The 13,580-nt window shown below is 58.7% G+C and carries 19 protein-coding genes; 1 reads left to right on the top strand and 18 read right to left on the bottom strand.

Annotated elements, in window-relative coordinates; genetic code table 11:
• Positions 1–101 precede the first annotated feature (101 nt).
• On the top strand, positions 102–2,936 hold the full coding sequence (gene uvrA, locus CAG00_RS22555; RefSeq protein ID WP_075044431.1) for an excinuclease ABC subunit UvrA: 2,835 nt from the start codon (positions 102–104) through the stop codon (positions 2,934–2,936).
• A gap of 116 nt (positions 2,937–3,052) precedes the next feature.
• Here uvrA and bfr read toward each other — a convergent pair whose 3' ends face one another.
• The 18 genes from bfr to rplX all read right to left on the bottom strand — a co-directional run bounded on the left by bfr (position 3,053) and on the right by rplX (position 13,578).
• Positions 3,053–3,517: a bacterioferritin gene (gene bfr / locus CAG00_RS22550; protein WP_003257116.1), complete on the bottom strand. Its 465-nt coding sequence runs from the start codon at positions 3,515–3,517 to the stop codon at positions 3,053–3,055.
• Positions 3,518–3,680: 163 nt separating this feature from the next.
• Positions 3,681–5,120 carry a catalase gene (locus CAG00_RS22545; protein WP_085665365.1) on the bottom strand — a complete coding sequence of 480 codons (1,440 nt, stop codon included), beginning with the start codon at positions 5,118–5,120 and terminating at the stop codon, positions 3,681–3,683.
• 172 nt (positions 5,121–5,292) lie between these two features.
• Positions 5,293–5,679, bottom strand: coding sequence for a 50S ribosomal protein L17 (rplQ, locus tag CAG00_RS22540; RefSeq protein WP_003255451.1), 387 nt, complete (start codon positions 5,677–5,679; stop codon positions 5,293–5,295).
• Between the two features lie 42 nt (positions 5,680–5,721).
• Positions 5,722–6,723, bottom strand: coding sequence for a DNA-directed RNA polymerase subunit alpha (rpoA, locus tag CAG00_RS22535; protein WP_003255452.1), 1,002 nt, complete (start codon positions 6,721–6,723; stop codon positions 5,722–5,724).
• A 22-nt stretch (positions 6,724–6,745) separates the two neighbouring features.
• Entirely contained in the window at positions 6,746–7,366 is a 621-nt protein-coding gene (gene rpsD, locus CAG00_RS22530; protein ID WP_003257114.1) for a 30S ribosomal protein S4, read from the bottom strand.
• 15 nt (positions 7,367–7,381) lie between these two features.
• Positions 7,382–7,771, bottom strand: a complete 390-nt coding sequence (gene rpsK, locus CAG00_RS22525) for a 30S ribosomal protein S11 (protein WP_003255454.1) — start codon at positions 7,769–7,771, stop codon at positions 7,382–7,384.
• An 18-nt stretch (positions 7,772–7,789) separates the two neighbouring features.
• Positions 7,790–8,146, bottom strand: a complete 357-nt coding sequence (gene rpsM, locus CAG00_RS22520; protein WP_003257112.1) for a 30S ribosomal protein S13 — start codon at positions 8,144–8,146, stop codon at positions 7,790–7,792.
• Between the two features lie 131 nt (positions 8,147–8,277).
• Positions 8,278–8,394 (bottom strand): 50S ribosomal protein L36, encoded by a 117-nt coding sequence (gene rpmJ / locus CAG00_RS22515; protein WP_002555468.1) that lies wholly within the window; start codon positions 8,392–8,394, stop codon positions 8,278–8,280.
• Positions 8,395–8,422: 28 nt separating this feature from the next.
• The gene (secY, locus tag CAG00_RS22510; protein ID WP_003257108.1) at positions 8,423–9,754 is read right to left on the bottom strand and encodes a preprotein translocase subunit SecY; all 1,332 of its coding nucleotides are present in this window, start codon (positions 9,752–9,754) and stop codon (positions 8,423–8,425) included.
• Positions 9,755–10,189: a 50S ribosomal protein L15 gene (gene rplO / locus CAG00_RS22505; RefSeq protein WP_003257107.1), complete on the bottom strand. Its 435-nt coding sequence runs from the start codon at positions 10,187–10,189 to the stop codon at positions 9,755–9,757. It abuts the gene before it with no gap.
• A gap of 3 nt (positions 10,190–10,192) precedes the next feature.
• Entirely contained in the window at positions 10,193–10,369 is a 177-nt protein-coding gene (gene rpmD, locus CAG00_RS22500; protein ID WP_003255463.1) for a 50S ribosomal protein L30, read from the bottom strand.
• A gap of 2 nt (positions 10,370–10,371) precedes the next feature.
• The gene (gene rpsE, locus CAG00_RS22495) at positions 10,372–10,872 is read right to left on the bottom strand and encodes a 30S ribosomal protein S5 (protein ID WP_003255465.1); all 501 of its coding nucleotides are present in this window, start codon (positions 10,870–10,872) and stop codon (positions 10,372–10,374) included.
• Between the two features lie 3 nt (positions 10,873–10,875).
• Positions 10,876–11,226: a 50S ribosomal protein L18 gene (rplR, locus tag CAG00_RS22490; protein WP_009397496.1), complete on the bottom strand. Its 351-nt coding sequence runs from the start codon at positions 11,224–11,226 to the stop codon at positions 10,876–10,878.
• A gap of 10 nt (positions 11,227–11,236) precedes the next feature.
• Complete coding sequence (gene rplF, locus CAG00_RS22485) at positions 11,237–11,770, bottom strand: 50S ribosomal protein L6 (protein ID WP_009681972.1); 534 nt, start codon at positions 11,768–11,770, stop codon at positions 11,237–11,239.
• A gap of 12 nt (positions 11,771–11,782) precedes the next feature.
• On the bottom strand, positions 11,783–12,175 hold the full coding sequence (gene rpsH, locus CAG00_RS22480; protein ID WP_009681971.1) for a 30S ribosomal protein S8: 393 nt from the start codon (positions 12,173–12,175) through the stop codon (positions 11,783–11,785).
• Between the two features lie 209 nt (positions 12,176–12,384).
• Positions 12,385–12,690, bottom strand: coding sequence for a 30S ribosomal protein S14 (gene rpsN, locus CAG00_RS22475; RefSeq protein WP_013970638.1), 306 nt, complete (start codon positions 12,688–12,690; stop codon positions 12,385–12,387).
• Between the two features lie 13 nt (positions 12,691–12,703).
• Positions 12,704–13,243, bottom strand: coding sequence for a 50S ribosomal protein L5 (rplE, locus tag CAG00_RS22470; RefSeq protein ID WP_003257095.1), 540 nt, complete (start codon positions 13,241–13,243; stop codon positions 12,704–12,706).
• Positions 13,244–13,263: 20 nt separating this feature from the next.
• A complete protein-coding gene (rplX, locus tag CAG00_RS22465) occupies positions 13,264–13,578 on the bottom strand; it encodes a 50S ribosomal protein L24 (protein ID WP_016715319.1) in 315 nt (104 codons plus the stop codon).
• Positions 13,579–13,580: the final 2 nt, after the last annotated feature.

Genomic DNA, 13,580 nt, shown 5'->3' with positions numbered 1-13,580 from the left:
TTCTATCAGTCCGACAGCTTGACGGCATCTACGCGACGCTTTGCCGCGTACTGGCAGGGCGCCGTATACTTCCTTGTTTATGCCCGCCGAGCGAGGCCGCAGTGGACAAGATCCTGATTCGTGGGGCACGCACCCACAACCTGAAGAACATCGACCTGACCCTGCCCCGGGACAAGCTGATCGTGATCACCGGCCTGTCCGGTTCCGGCAAGTCGTCCCTGGCGTTCGACACCCTGTACGCCGAAGGCCAGCGCCGCTATGTGGAATCGCTGTCGGCCTACGCCCGGCAGTTCCTGTCGATGATGGAAAAGCCCGACGTCGATACCATCGAAGGCCTGTCGCCAGCTATTTCCATCGAGCAGAAATCGACCTCGCACAACCCCCGCTCCACGGTCGGCACCATCACCGAAATCTACGACTATCTGCGCCTGCTGTACGCCCGCGTCGGCACCCCACGCTGCCCGGATCACGATATCCCGCTGGAGGCGCAAACGATCAGCCAGATGGTCGACCTGGTGCTGGAGCGCCCGGAAGGCAGCAAGCTGATGCTGCTGGCGCCGGTGGTGCGCGAGCGCAAGGGCGAGCACCTGGCAGTGTTCGACGAGCTGCGCGCCCAGGGCTTTGTGCGCGCCCGGGTAAACGGCAAGCTCTACGAACTCGACGAACTGCCCAAGCTGGACAAGCAGAAAAAACACAGCATCGATGTGGTGGTGGACCGTTTCAAGGTCCGCGCCGACCTGCAACAGCGCCTGGCCGAGTCGTTCGAGACCGCGCTAAAGCTGGCCGACGGCATCGCCCTGGTGGCACCGATGGATGACGAACAAGGCGAAGAGACGATCTTCTCCGCGCGTTTCGCCTGCCCGGTCTGTGGTCATGCCATCAGCGAGCTGGAACCGAAGCTGTTCTCCTTCAACAACCCCGCCGGCGCCTGCCCGACCTGCGATGGCCTGGGGGTGAAGCAGTTCTTCGACACCAAGCGCCTGGTCAATGCCGAGCTCACCTTGGCCGAAGGCGCGATCCGCGGCTGGGACCGGCGCAACGTGTACTACTTCCAGATGCTCGGCTCGCTGGCCGCGCATTACGGCTTCAGCCTGGAGGAACCATTCGGCCAGCTTTCGGCCGAGCACCAGAAGGTGATCCTGCAGGGCAGCGGCAAGCAGAGCGTCGACTTCAAGTACCTCAACGACCGTGGCGACATCGTCAAGCGCTCGCACCCGTTCGAAGGCATCGTGCCGAACCTGGAGCGCCGCTACCGCGAGACCGAGTCGGCCACCGTGCGCGAAGAACTGGCCAAGTTCCTCGGCACCCAGCCCTGCCCGGATTGCCGCGGCACCCGCCTGCGCCGTGAGGCACGGCACGTGTGGGTAGGCGAAAAAACCCTGCCGGCGGTGACCAATCTGCCGATCGGTGAAGCCAGCAACTATTTCGGCGAGCTGACCCTGACCGGTCGCCGTGGCGAGATTGCGGCAAAGATCCTCAAGGAAATCTGCGAGCGCCTGCAGTTCCTGGTCAACGTCGGTCTCGACTATCTCACCCTGGACCGCAGCGCCGATACCCTGTCCGGTGGCGAAGCGCAGCGTATCCGCCTGGCCAGCCAGATCGGCGCTGGCCTGGTGGGGGTGATGTACATCCTCGATGAGCCGTCCATCGGCCTTCATCAGCGTGACAATGACCGCCTGCTGGCCACCCTCAACCACCTGCGCGACCTGGGCAACACGGTGATCGTGGTGGAACACGACGAGGACGCCATCCGCCTGGCAGACTACGTGGTGGACATCGGCCCGGGGGCCGGCGTGCACGGTGGGCAGATCGTCGCCGAGGGCTCGCCGCAGGAGGTCATGGCCCACCCCGACTCGCTGACCGGCAAGTACCTGTCCGGGCGCAAGAAGATCGTCGTGCCGGCCAAGCGCACGCCGCGCAACAAGAAGCTGCAGCTCAAGCTCAAGGGCGCGCGTGGCAACAACCTGCAAAACGTCGACCTGGAAGTCCCGATCGGCCTGCTGACCTGCGTGACCGGGGTTTCCGGCTCCGGCAAGTCGACGCTGATCAACAACACCCTGTTCCCACTGGCCGCCACCGCCCTGAATGGCGCAAGCAGCCTGGAAGCGGCGCCGCATGCCAGCATGGATGGCCTGCAGCACCTGGACAAGGTGGTGGATATCGACCAGAGCCCGATCGGCCGCACTCCTCGCTCGAACCCGGCGACCTACACCGGCATCTTCACACCGATCCGCGAGCTGTTCTCCGGCGTGCCGGAATCGCGTTCGCGCGGCTATGGTCCGGGGCGTTTCTCGTTCAACGTCAAGGGGGGCCGTTGCGAGGCCTGCCAGGGCGATGGCCTGATCAAGGTGGAGATGCACTTCCTGCCGGACATCTACGTGCCGTGCGACGTGTGCAAGAGCAAGCGCTACAACCGCGAAACCCTGGAGATCAAGTACAAGGGCAAGAACATCCACGAGGTGCTGGAGATGACCATCGAGGATGCCCGCGAGTTCTTCGACGCAGTGCCGGCGCTGGCGCGCAAGCTGCAGACGTTGATGGATGTGGGGCTGTCGTACATCAAGCTGGGGCAGTCGGCGACCACCCTGTCGGGTGGTGAGGCCCAGCGAGTCAAGCTATCGCGCGAACTGTCCAAGCGTGACACCGGCAAGACCCTGTACATCCTCGATGAGCCGACCACGGGTCTGCACTTTGCCGATATCCAGCAGTTGCTGGACGTGCTGCATCGCCTGCGCGACCACGGCAATACCGTGGTGGTGATCGAGCACAACCTGGATGTGATCAAGACCGCGGACTGGCTGGTGGATCTGGGGCCGGAGGGTGGCTCGAAAGGTGGGCAGATCATTGCCTGCGGTACGCCAGAAGAACTGAGTACGATGAAACAGTCGTATACCGGGCACTACCTGAAACCGTTGCTGGAGCGGGATCGGGCGTAAGGCCTTGGGGGCGCTTTGCGCCCCTTTCGCGACACAAGGCCGCTCCCACTGGAGTAATGCATTTCACTGTGGGAGCGGCCTTGTGTCGCGATAGGGCTGCAAAGCAGCCCAGGCTTTTACATCTGCGACTGCAGGTAATTCTCCAGGCCAATGGCCTTGATCAGCCCCTGCTGCTTCTCCAGCCAGTAGGTGTGATCTTCTTCGGTATCAGCCAACTGAGCGCGCAGGATGTCGCGGCTGATGTAGTCCTTGTGCAGCTCGCACAGCTCGATGCCTTTGCACAGCGCGCCGCGTACCTTGTACTCGAGCTTGAGGTCAGCCTCGATCATTTCCGGCACGGTGCTGCCCACTTCCAGGTCGTCCGCGCGCATGTCAGGGGTGCCTTCGAGCATGAGGATGCGACGCATCAGGGCATCTGCGTGCTGCGTCTCTTCTTCCATTTCGTGGTTGATGCGCTCGTAGAGCTTGGACAGGCCCCAGTCTTCGTACATACGCGAGTGAATGAAGTACTGGTCACGCGCCGCCAGTTCGCCCTTCAGCAGCGTAACGAGGTAGTTGATTACGTCCGGGTGACCTTGCATCGCCCTGCTTCTCCATGTGAAAACGTCTATGCCACATAGTGTGAACCAGCTTTTGCCTGCGGTCACTGAAAACCGCGCAATTAGACGCAAAAAATCGGTTAAACAGTAGTGATATTCATTGAAAAACCGCCCAAATGAGGGCGGTTCTTCTTATCACTTCGACTTAGGCGAGATTGATGTCCAAGGCCTTGGCAACCCCTTTGCCATAGGCCGGATCGGCCTTGAAGAAGTATTGCAACTGACGCTGGATCACGTCTTCGCTGACGCCTGCCATGGTGCCGGCAATGTTGTTTATCAGCAGGGCTTTCTGCTCATCGTTCATCAGGCGGAACAGCGCGCCGGCGTGGCTGTAGTAGTCGGTGTCTTCGCGGTGGTCGTAACGGTCTGCGGAACCATTCAGGGCTAGCGCAGGCTCGGCGTGGCGTGGCGACTGCTTCGGTGCATCGCTGTAGCTGTTGGGCTCATAGTTCGGCGCGCTGCCGTAACTGCCAGCGGCCATGGAACCATCACGCTGGTAGCTGTTGACCGGGCAACGTGGTGCGTTCACCGGCAGCTGCTGGTGGTTGGTACCCACCCGGTAGCGATGCGCGTCGGCGTAGGCGAATACCCGCCCTTGCAGCATGCGGTCCGGCGACAGGCCAACACCCGGCACCATGTTGCTCGGGCCAAACGCAGCTTGCTCGACCTCGGCAAAGTAGTTGAGCGGGTTACGGTTGAGCTCCAGCACGCCCACTTCAATCAGCGGGTAGTCCTTCTGCGACCAGGTCTTGGTCACGTCGAAGGGGTTTTCGTCGCGGCTGGCAGCCTCGGCTTCGCTCATCACCTGGATGCATACGGTCCAGCGTGGGTAATCGCCCCGCTCGATGGCTTCGAACAGGTCGCGCTGGGCGTAGTCCGGGTCAGTACCTGCCAGGCGCGCGGCATCTGCCGGTGCGAGGTTCTTGATGCCTTGCTGGGTCTTGAAGTGCCATTTGACCCAGGTGCGTTCACCCTTGGCATTGATCAGGCTGTAGGTATGGCTACCAAAGCCGTGCATATGGCGGTAGCCGTCCGGAATGCCGCGATCGGAGAACAGAATGGTGACCTGATGCAGCGCCTCGGGAGAGTGCGACCAGAAGTCCCACATCATCTGAGCGTTCTTCAGGTTGGATTGTGGGTGACGCTTCTGGGTGTGGATAAAGTCCGGGAACTTCAGTGGGTCGCGGATGAAGAACACCGGCGTGTTGTTGCCGACGATGTCCCAATTGCCTTCCTCGGTGTAGAACTTGACGGCAAAGCCACGCGGGTCGCGTTCGGTATCGGCGGAGCCACGCTCGCCACCAACGGTGGAAAAGCGCAGGAAAGTTTCGGTCTGCTTGCCAATCTGTTCAAACAGCTTGGCACTGGTGTAACCGGTGATATCGCGGGTGACGGTAAAGGTGCCGTAGGCGCCCGAGCCTTTTGCGTGTACGCGGCGCTCAGGAATGTTCTCGCGGTTGAAGTGGGCGAGCTTCTCGATCAGGTGGAAGTCGTCGAGCAGCAGCGGGCCGCGCGGGCCGGCGGAACGGGAATTCTGGTTGTCTGCTACAGGTGCACCGCTGGCGGTGGTGAGAATCTTGCTCATGGGCTCTCCTTATCGGTCTTCAAGCGCCGGCTAATCGGCTCTGGAGAGAGTATTGACGAGCAAGGTTACAAGAACAAATGCATTACATGACTTGTATCAATAGAAATAAACAATACATCTTGAAACAAAAAACCGGGCACTAGGCCCGGTTCTTTGTAGCAGACAGAACGTCTTACTCAGCAGCTTCTACAGCACCGCCGACCGGACGATCAACCAGCTCGACGTACGCCATAGGAGCGTTGTCGCCAGCGCGGAAACCGCACTTCAGGATGCGCAGGTAGCCGCCCTGACGGGTGGCGTAACGCTTGCCCAGGTCGTTGAACAGCTTGCCAACAGCGGACTTCGAACGGGTACGATCGAAGGCCAGACGGCGGTTAGCTACGCTGTCTTCCTTGGCCAGGGTGATCAGCGGCTCGGCAACGCGGCGCAGTTCCTTGGCTTTCGGCAGGGTGGTTTTGATCAGCTCGTGCTCGATCAGCGACACTGCCATGTTCTGGAACATAGCCTTGCGGTGAGAGCTGGTACGGCTCAGGTGACGTCCACTTTTACGATGACGCATGATTCATTCCTTACCAAACACTACGTTCGGTGATTACGACGATCAGGCGGTCGCCTTGTCGTCTTTCTTAAGACTTGCAGGCGGCCAGTTGTCGAGGCGCATGCCGAGAGACAGACCACGAGAGGCCAGGACGTCCTTGATTTCAGTCAAGGACTTCTTGCCCAGGTTAGGAGTCTTCAACAGCTCTACTTCGGTACGCTGAATCAGGTCGCCGATGTAGTAGATGTTCTCCGCCTTGAGGCAGTTGGCCGAACGTACAGTCAGTTCCAGGTCGTCAACCGGACGCAGCAGGATCGGATCGATCTCGTCTTCCTGCTCGACTACGACAGGCTCGCTGTCACCTTTGAGGTCGACGAACGCGGCCAGCTGCTGTTGCAGGATGGTCGCAGCGCGGCGGATAGCCTCTTCAGGATCCAGGGTGCCGTTGGTTTCCAGATCAATGACCAGCTTGTCCAGGTTGGTACGCTGTTCAACACGGGCGTTCTCGACCACATAGGCGATACGACGCACCGGGCTGAACGAAGCGTCCAACTGCAGACGGCCAATGCTACGGCTTTCGTCTTCGTCGGTTTGACGGGAGTCGGCCGGCTCGTAACCACGACCACGAGCTACAGTGAGCTTCATGTTCAGGGCGCCGTTCGACGCCAGGTTCGCGATTACGTGATCGGGGTTGACGATCTCGACATCGTGATCCAGCTGAATATCGGCAGCGGTAACCACCCCCGAACCCTTTTTCGACAAGGTCAGCGTAACTTCGTCACGACCGTGCAGTTTGATAGCCAGGCCTTTCAGGTTCAACAGGATTTCAATGACGTCTTCCTGAACACCTTCGATCGCGGAGTACTCGTGGAGTACGCCGTCGATCTCGGCCTCGACTACTGCACAGCCAGGCATGGAGGACAACAGGATGCGGCGCAGCGCGTTGCCCAGGGTATGGCCGAAACCACGCTCGAGAGGCTCGAGCGTAATCTTGGCGCGGGTCGGACTGACTACCTGCACATCAATGTGGCGGGGAGTCAGGAACTCATTTACCGAAATCTGCATGGATGCACCTATTTTCTAGCCCTTACTTGGAGTAGAGCTCGACAATCAGGTTCTCGTTGATGTCGGCAGACAGGTCGCTGCGAGCAGGAACGTTCTTGAAAACGCCCGACTTTTTAGCAGCATCCACGTCAACCCACTCAACGCGGCCACGCTGGGCGCACAGTTCAAGGGCTTGAACAATGCGCAGCTGGTTCAGCGACTTCTCGCGAACCGCGACCACGTCACCCGGACGAACTTGGTAGGATGGAATGTTTACAGTCTTACCGTTGACGCTGATCGCTTTGTGCGAAACCAGCTGACGGGACTCGGAACGAGTCGAGCCGAAGCCCATACGGTAGACGACGTTATCCAGACGGCACTCGAGCAGTTGCAGCAGGTTTTCACCGGTTGCGCCTTTTTTCGAGGCTGCAGCCTGGTAGTAACCGCGGAACTGACGCTCCAGAACACCGTAGATACGACGAACTTTTTGCTTCTCGCGCAGCTGGGTACCGTAGTCGGACTGACGGCCACGGCGCTGGCCGTGGATACCTGGGGCTGCTTCGATGTTGCACTTCGATTCCAGAGCGCGAACGCCGCTCTTCAGGAACAGGTCAGTGCCTTCACGACGAGACAGTTTGCATTTTGGACCAATGTAACGTGCCATTTATCTGTCTCCTGATTACACGCGACGCTTCTTCGGCGGACGGCACCCGTTGTGCGGGATTGGCGTCACGTCGGTGATGCTGGCGATCTTGTAGCCGCAGCTGTTCAGTGCACGAACGGCGGACTCACGACCTGGACCTGGACCCTTGACGTTTACGTCGAGGTTCTTCAGACCGTATTCCAGCGCAGCTTGACCAGCACGCTCAGCAGCGATCTGGGCTGCGAACGGGGTGGATTTGCGCGAACCACGGAAACCCGAACCACCGGAGGTCGCCCAGGACAAAGCGTTGCCCTGACGGTCGGTGATGGTCACGATGGTGTTGTTGAAAGAGGCATGGATGTGGGCGATGCCATCAACCACTGTCTTTTTGACTTTCTTACGAGGACGAGCAGCAGGTTTTGCCATGTCTATATTCCTGGGCGATTACTTGCGGATCGGCTTACGCGGGCCCTTACGGGTGCGTGCGTTGGTCTTGGTGCGCTGACCGCGAACCGGCAGACCTTTACGATGACGCAGGCCGCGGTAGCAACCCAGGTCCATCAAGCGCTTGATCTTCATGTTGATGTCACGACGCAGGTCACCTTCGGTGGTGAACTTCGCGACTTCGCCACGCAGGGTTTCGATTTGCTCGTCGCTCAGATCCTTGATCTTAGCGGCTGGGTTTACACCAGCGTCTGCACAGATCTTCTGCGCAGTAGTGCGACCGACACCATAGATGTAGGTCAGCGAGATAACAGCATGCTTGTTATCTGGAATGTTGACGCCTGCAATACGGGCCATTCAGTGGGACTCCAATTGACAGCTACCTACGCCCCGGAAGCCAAGAAATAGGGCGCGAGATAATATCGCTGTAGAAACGAATAATCAACCCAGCAGCACACTAGCTGCTGGGTTTGAAGCGCAGATCACACTCAGCCTTGGCGCTGTTTGTGACGCGGTTCCGCGCTGCAGATCACTCGTACGACGCCTTCGCGACGGATGATCTTGCAGTTACGGCACAGCTTTTTCACCGATGCACGAACTTTCATTACCGACTCCTCGAACCTTAGGGGCGTATCAGCGCAGCAGACCGCTGCCACCGTAGCCTTTCAGGTTGGCTTTCTTCATCAGGGATTCGTACTGGTGCGAAACGAGGTGCGATTGTACTTGGGACATGAAGTCCATCACAACCACTACCACAATCAGCAACGAGGTCCCGCCAAGGTAGAACGGCACATTTGCTGCCACCACCAGAAACTGGGGCAGAAGGCAGACGGCCATCATGTAAAGAGCACCGAACATGGTCAGACGGGTCAGAACGCCATCAATGTAGCGTGCCGACTGCTCACCAGGACGGATACCCGGAATAAAGGCACCGGACTTCTTCAGGTTTTCCGCTACGTCTTTCGGGTTGAACATCAGCGCTGTGTAGAAGAAGCAGAAGAAAATGATCCCTGCACTAAACAGCAGAATGTTCAACGGCTGACCAGGAGCGATCGACTGCGAGATGTCCTGCAGCCAGCCCATACCTTCGGACTGACCGAACCAGGCACCCAGCGAAGCCGGGAACAGCAGAATGCTGCTCGCGAAAATGGCCGGGATAACCCCCGCCATGTTCACCTTCAGCGGCAAGTGGCTGGTCTGCGCAGCGAAGACCTTGCGGCCCTGCTGACGCTTGGCGTAGTGAACGGCGATACGACGCTGACCACGCTCAATGAACACCACGAAGCCGATAATCGCTACTGCCAGCAAACCGATAGCGACCAGGGCGAAAATGTTGATATCGCCTGTGCGTGCAGACTCGAAAGACTGCCCGATTGCTCTCGGAAGACCGGCAACGATACCCGCGAAGATCAACATCGAGATACCGTTGCCCACACCGCGCTCGGTGATCTGCTCGCCCAGCCACATCATGAACATCGCGCCCGCCACGAAGGTGGAGACGGCGACGACATGGAAGCCCAGGCCTACAGAAAACGCCACGCCCTGGTTGGCCAGGCCAATGGACATGCCAATGGCTTGAACCAGTGCCAGGATAACGGTGCCGTAGCGGGTGTACTGGCTGATCTTGCGACGGCCAGCTTCACCTTCCTTCTTCAACTGCTCCAGTTGCGGGCTGACCGCCGTCATCAGCTGCATGATGATCGATGCCGAGATGTACGGCATGATCCCCAGTGCAAAGATGCTCATGCGCTCGAGCGCGCCACCGGAAAACATGTTGAACAAGCTAAGAATGGTCCCCTCATTCTGCCGAAACAGATCCGCCAGACGGTCTGGATTGATGCCAGGAACCGGGATATGCGCACCTATCCGATAGACGATGATCGCCATGAACAGAAAGCGCAGACGAGCCCAGAGTTCCGACATCCCGCCCTTACCGAGCGAAGAGAGAGCACCTTGCTTAGCCATTTATTCCTCGAACTTGCCGCCAGCTGCTTCGATAGCCGCACGCGCACCCTTGGTGGCTGCGATACCCTTGATGGTGACTGCGCGAGTGACTTCGCCAGACAGCATGATTTTCACGCGCTGTACGTTCTGGCCGATCACATTGGCATCCTTCAGGGATTGCACGGAGATCACGTCGCCTTCCACCTTGGCCAGCTCGGACAGACGCACTTCGGCGCGGTCCATGGCTTTCAGGGAAACGAAGCCGAACTTCGGCAGACGACGGTGCAGCGGCTGTTGACCGCCTTCGAAGCCAGGAGCGATCGAACCACCCGAACGGGAAGTCTGACCTTTGTGGCCACGGCCGCCGGTCTTACCCAGACCGCTACCGATACCACGACCTGGACGATGCTTCTCGCGACGGGAACCCGGCGCTGGACTCAGATCATTGAGTTTCATCGATTAACCCTCGACCTTCAGCATGTAGTAAGCCTTGTTGATCATCCCGCGGTTTTCGGGAGTATCCTGGACTTCTACAGTGTGACCGATGCGACGCAGACCCAGGCCCTTAACGCACAGCTTGTGGTTAGGCAGACGGCCCGAGACGCTCTTGATCAGCGTTACTTTTACGGTTGCCATGATCAGAAGATCTCCTCGACGCTCTTGCCGCGCTTGGCAGCAATGGATTCAGGAGATTGCATGGCTTTCAGACCCTTGAAGGTGGCGTAAACCACGTTCACTGGGTTGGTCGAACCGTAGCACTTGGCCAGAACGTTCTGAACACCAGCAACTTCCAGGACAGCACGCATTGCGCCACCGGCGATGATACCGGTACCTTCCGAGGCAGGCTGCATGTAAACCTTCGAGGCGCCGTGGGCAGCCTTGGTGGCGTACTGCAGGGTGGTGCCCTTCAGGTCAACCTGGATCATGTTGCGGCGAGCAGCTTCCATGGCTTTCTGGATCGCGGCAGGTACTTCGCGCGACTTGCCACGGCCGAAGCCAACACGACCTTTACCATCACCTACCACGGTCAGCGCGGTGAAGGTGAAGATACGGCCGCCTTTTACGGTTTTGGCAACGCGGTTAACTTGAACCAGCTTCTCGATGTAGCCTTCGTCGCGCTTTTGATCGTTATTTGCCATAACTTAGAACTCCAGCCCGCCTTCACGAGCAGCATCAGCCAGCGCTTTGACGCGGCCATGGTACTTGAAGCCGGAACGGTCAAAGGCAACTTGAGATACACCGGCGGCTTTCGCACGCTCAGCTACCAGCTTGCCAACCTTAGTGGCCGCGTCGATGTTGCCAGTGGCGCCATCACGCAGTTCTTTGTCCAAGGTCGAGGCGCTTGCCAGAACCTTGCTGCCGTCGGCCGAAATGACCTGGGCGTAGATGTGCTGCGAGGAGCGGAACACGCACAGGCGCACGACTTCGAGTTCGTGCATCTTGAGACGTGCTTTGCGAGCGCGACGCAGTCGAGTAACTTTTTTGTCGGTCATTTGCTAGGCCCTACTTCTTCTTGGCTTCTTTACGACGGACTACTTCGTCCGCGTAACGCACACCCTTGCCTTTGTAAGGCTCTGGCGGACGGAAGTCGCGGATTTCAGCGGCCACCTGACCCACCAGCTGCTTGTCGATACCCTTGATCAGGATGTCGGTCTGGCTTGGGGTTTCAGCGGTGATACCGGCTGGCAGTTCGTAGTCCACTGGGTGCGAGAAGCCCAGGGCCAGGTTCAGGACGGTGCCCTTGGCCTGTGCCTTGTAACCAACACCGACCAGCTGGAGCTTGCGCTCGAAGCCTTGGCTTACGCCCTGGACCATGTTGTTCACCAGAGCGCGGGTGGTACCGGCCATGGCGCGAGCTTGCTGGTCACCGTTGCGAGCGACGAAACGCAGCTCGCCAGACTCTTCGGTAACTTCAACAGACGAGTGAACGTTCAGTTCGAGAGTGCCTTTGGCACCCTTCACCGAAAGCTGCTGGCCGGCGAATTTGACTTCGACGCCTGCTGGCAGCTTAACGGGGTTCTTAGCGACGCGAGACATGCCTATCTCCCCTTAGAACACTGTGCACAGAACTTCGCCGCCGACACCGGCAGCGCGTGCAGCGCGATCAGTCATCACACCTTTGTTGGTGGAGACGATAGACACGCCCAGACCGCCACGTACTTTCGGCAGCTCTGCGACGGACTTGTACTGGCGCAGGCCTGGACGGCTGGAGCGCTTCAGTTCCTCGATGACCGGACGGCCTTCGAAGTACTTCAGTTCGATCGACAGGGAAGGCTTGGCCTCACCAGTTACCTGGTAGCCGGCGATGTAACCTTCGTCTTTCAGAACTTTGGCAACCGCGACCTTCAGGGTGGAGGAAGGCATGCTTACGACGGACTTTTCAGCCATCTGGGCATTACGGATGCGAGTTAGCATGTCCGCTAACGGGTCCTGCATACTCATGGGCTAGATGCTCCTGATACAAGAATTATTAGCCTTGCGGCTATCACAACCACCCGAGCGGACAGGGCAAAAAACCCAGGCTCAGGTGAGCCGGTCATTCTAGACACAAGGTAGAAACGAAACAAGCCCCATATAGGGGCTTGTTTGTTGGCGAGGTCACCGGCGGTCGGAAGATTGCTCCCCTTCCGCCGGGATCCAGCCTGCAGCGATTACCAGGAGGCCTTGACCAGACCTGGTACGTCACCGCGCATTGCAGCTTGACGCAGCATGTTACGGCCCAGGCCGAACTTACGGTATACACCGTGAGGACGACCGGTCAGGCGGCAACGGTTGCGCAGACGCGAAGCGGAGGCATCACGTGGCTGCTTCTGCAGGGCGACAACGGCAGCGAAACGCTCTTCAGGAGAGGCGTTCAGGTTGACGATGGTCGCTTTCAGCTCGGCACGCTTTTTGGCGTACTTGGCTACCGTGAGCTGACGCTTCAGCTCGCGGTTTTTCATGCTCTTCTTGGCCATTTTCCTACTCCAATCAGTTGCGGAACGGGAACTTGAAAGCACGCAGCAGAGCGCGGCCTTCGTCGTCCGAACGAGCAGTGGTGGTCAGGGTGATGTCCAAACCGCGCAGAGCATCGATCTTGTCGTAGTCGATTTCCGGGAAGATGATCTGCTCTTTCACGCCCATGCTGTAGTTGCCACGGCCATCGAAGGACTTGGCATTCAGGCCGCGGAAGTCGCGAACCCGAGGCAGGGAGATCGCCAGCAGGCGGTCCAGGAATTCGTACATCTTGTCGCGACGCAGGGTCACCTTGACACCGATCGGCCAGCCTTCACGGACTTTGAAGCCCGCGATGGATTTACGAGCGAAAGTCACGACCGGCTTTTGACCGGTGATCTTTTCCAGGTCGGCAACAGCGTGCTCGATGACTTTCTTGTCGCCGATCGCTTCGCCCAGACCCATGTTCAGGGTGATCTTGGTAACGCGCGGAACTTCCATCACGTTCGACAGCTTAAGTTCTTCCTTAAGCTTAGGAGCGATTTCGTTCCGGTAAATCTCTTTCAGTCGTGCCATGGTCTTCTACCTAGCAGTGTTCAAGCATCAACCGCTTTTTGGGTCGACTTGAAGACACGAATTTTTTTACCGTCTTCTACTTTGAAACCAACGCGGTCAGCCTTGTTGGTTTCGCCGTTGAAGATGGCAACGTTGGAAGCGTGCAGAGGCGCTTCTTTTTCGACGATACCGCCCTGTACGCCCGCCATCGGGTTAGGCTTGGTATGACGCTTGACCAGGTTCACACCACCAACGACCAGACGGTCATCAGCCAGAACCTTCAGCACCTTACCGCGCTTACCTTTGTCTTTGCCGGCGATCACGATGATCTCGTCGTCACGACGAATCTTTTGCATGT

It is taken from the genome of Pseudomonas sp. B5(2017), from assembly GCF_002112825.1.
GTDB lineage: Bacteria > Pseudomonadota > Gammaproteobacteria > Pseudomonadales > Pseudomonadaceae > Aquipseudomonas > Aquipseudomonas putida_Z.
Note: the sequence above shows the minus strand (reverse complement) of the source record. Positions and strands in the feature narration are given on the sequence as shown.

What these genes read in the sequence shown, in the direction of transcription:
- bfr (WP_003257116.1), bottom strand. Translation starts at nt 3,517, where the DNA reads ATGCAAGGTCACCCGGACGTAATCAACTACCTCGTTACGCTGCTGAAG.
- CAG00_RS22545 (WP_085665365.1), bottom strand. Translation starts at nt 5,120, where the DNA reads ATGAGCAAGATTCTCACCACCGCCAGCGGTGCACCTGTAGCAGACAAC.
- rplQ (WP_003255451.1), bottom strand. Translation starts at nt 5,679, where the DNA reads ATGCGTCATCGTAAAAGTGGACGTCACCTGAGCCGTACCAGCTCTCAC.
- rpoA (WP_003255452.1), bottom strand. Translation starts at nt 6,723, where the DNA reads ATGCAGATTTCGGTAAATGAGTTCCTGACTCCCCGCCACATTGATGTG.
- rpsD (WP_003257114.1), bottom strand. Translation starts at nt 7,366, where the DNA reads ATGGCACGTTACATTGGTCCAAAATGCAAACTGTCTCGTCGTGAAGGC.
- rpsK (WP_003255454.1), bottom strand. Translation starts at nt 7,771, where the DNA reads ATGGCAAAACCTGCTGCTCGTCCTCGTAAGAAAGTCAAAAAGACAGTG.
- rpsM (WP_003257112.1), bottom strand. Translation starts at nt 8,146, where the DNA reads ATGGCCCGTATTGCAGGCGTCAACATTCCAGATAACAAGCATGCTGTT.
- rpmJ (WP_002555468.1), bottom strand. Translation starts at nt 8,394, where the DNA reads ATGAAAGTTCGTGCATCGGTGAAAAAGCTGTGCCGTAACTGCAAGATC.
- secY (WP_003257108.1), bottom strand. Translation starts at nt 9,754, where the DNA reads ATGGCTAAGCAAGGTGCTCTCTCTTCGCTCGGTAAGGGCGGGATGTCG.
- rplO (WP_003257107.1), bottom strand. Translation starts at nt 10,189, where the DNA reads ATGAAACTCAATGATCTGAGTCCAGCGCCGGGTTCCCGTCGCGAGAAG.
- rpmD (WP_003255463.1), bottom strand. Translation starts at nt 10,369, where the DNA reads ATGGCAACCGTAAAAGTAACGCTGATCAAGAGCGTCTCGGGCCGTCTG.
- rpsE (WP_003255465.1), bottom strand. Translation starts at nt 10,872, where the DNA reads ATGGCAAATAACGATCAAAAGCGCGACGAAGGCTACATCGAGAAGCTG.
- rplR (WP_009397496.1), bottom strand. Translation starts at nt 11,226, where the DNA reads ATGACCGACAAAAAAGTTACTCGACTGCGTCGCGCTCGCAAAGCACGT.
- rplF (WP_009681972.1), bottom strand. Translation starts at nt 11,770, where the DNA reads ATGTCTCGCGTCGCTAAGAACCCCGTTAAGCTGCCAGCAGGCGTCGAA.
- rpsH (WP_009681971.1), bottom strand. Translation starts at nt 12,175, where the DNA reads ATGAGTATGCAGGACCCGTTAGCGGACATGCTAACTCGCATCCGTAAT.
- rpsN (WP_013970638.1), bottom strand. Translation starts at nt 12,690, where the DNA reads ATGGCCAAGAAGAGCATGAAAAACCGCGAGCTGAAGCGTCAGCTCACG.
- rplE (WP_003257095.1), bottom strand. Translation starts at nt 13,243, where the DNA reads ATGGCACGACTGAAAGAGATTTACCGGAACGAAATCGCTCCTAAGCTT.
- rplX (WP_016715319.1), bottom strand. Translation starts at nt 13,578, where the DNA reads ATGCAAAAGATTCGTCGTGACGACGAGATCATCGTGATCGCCGGCAAA.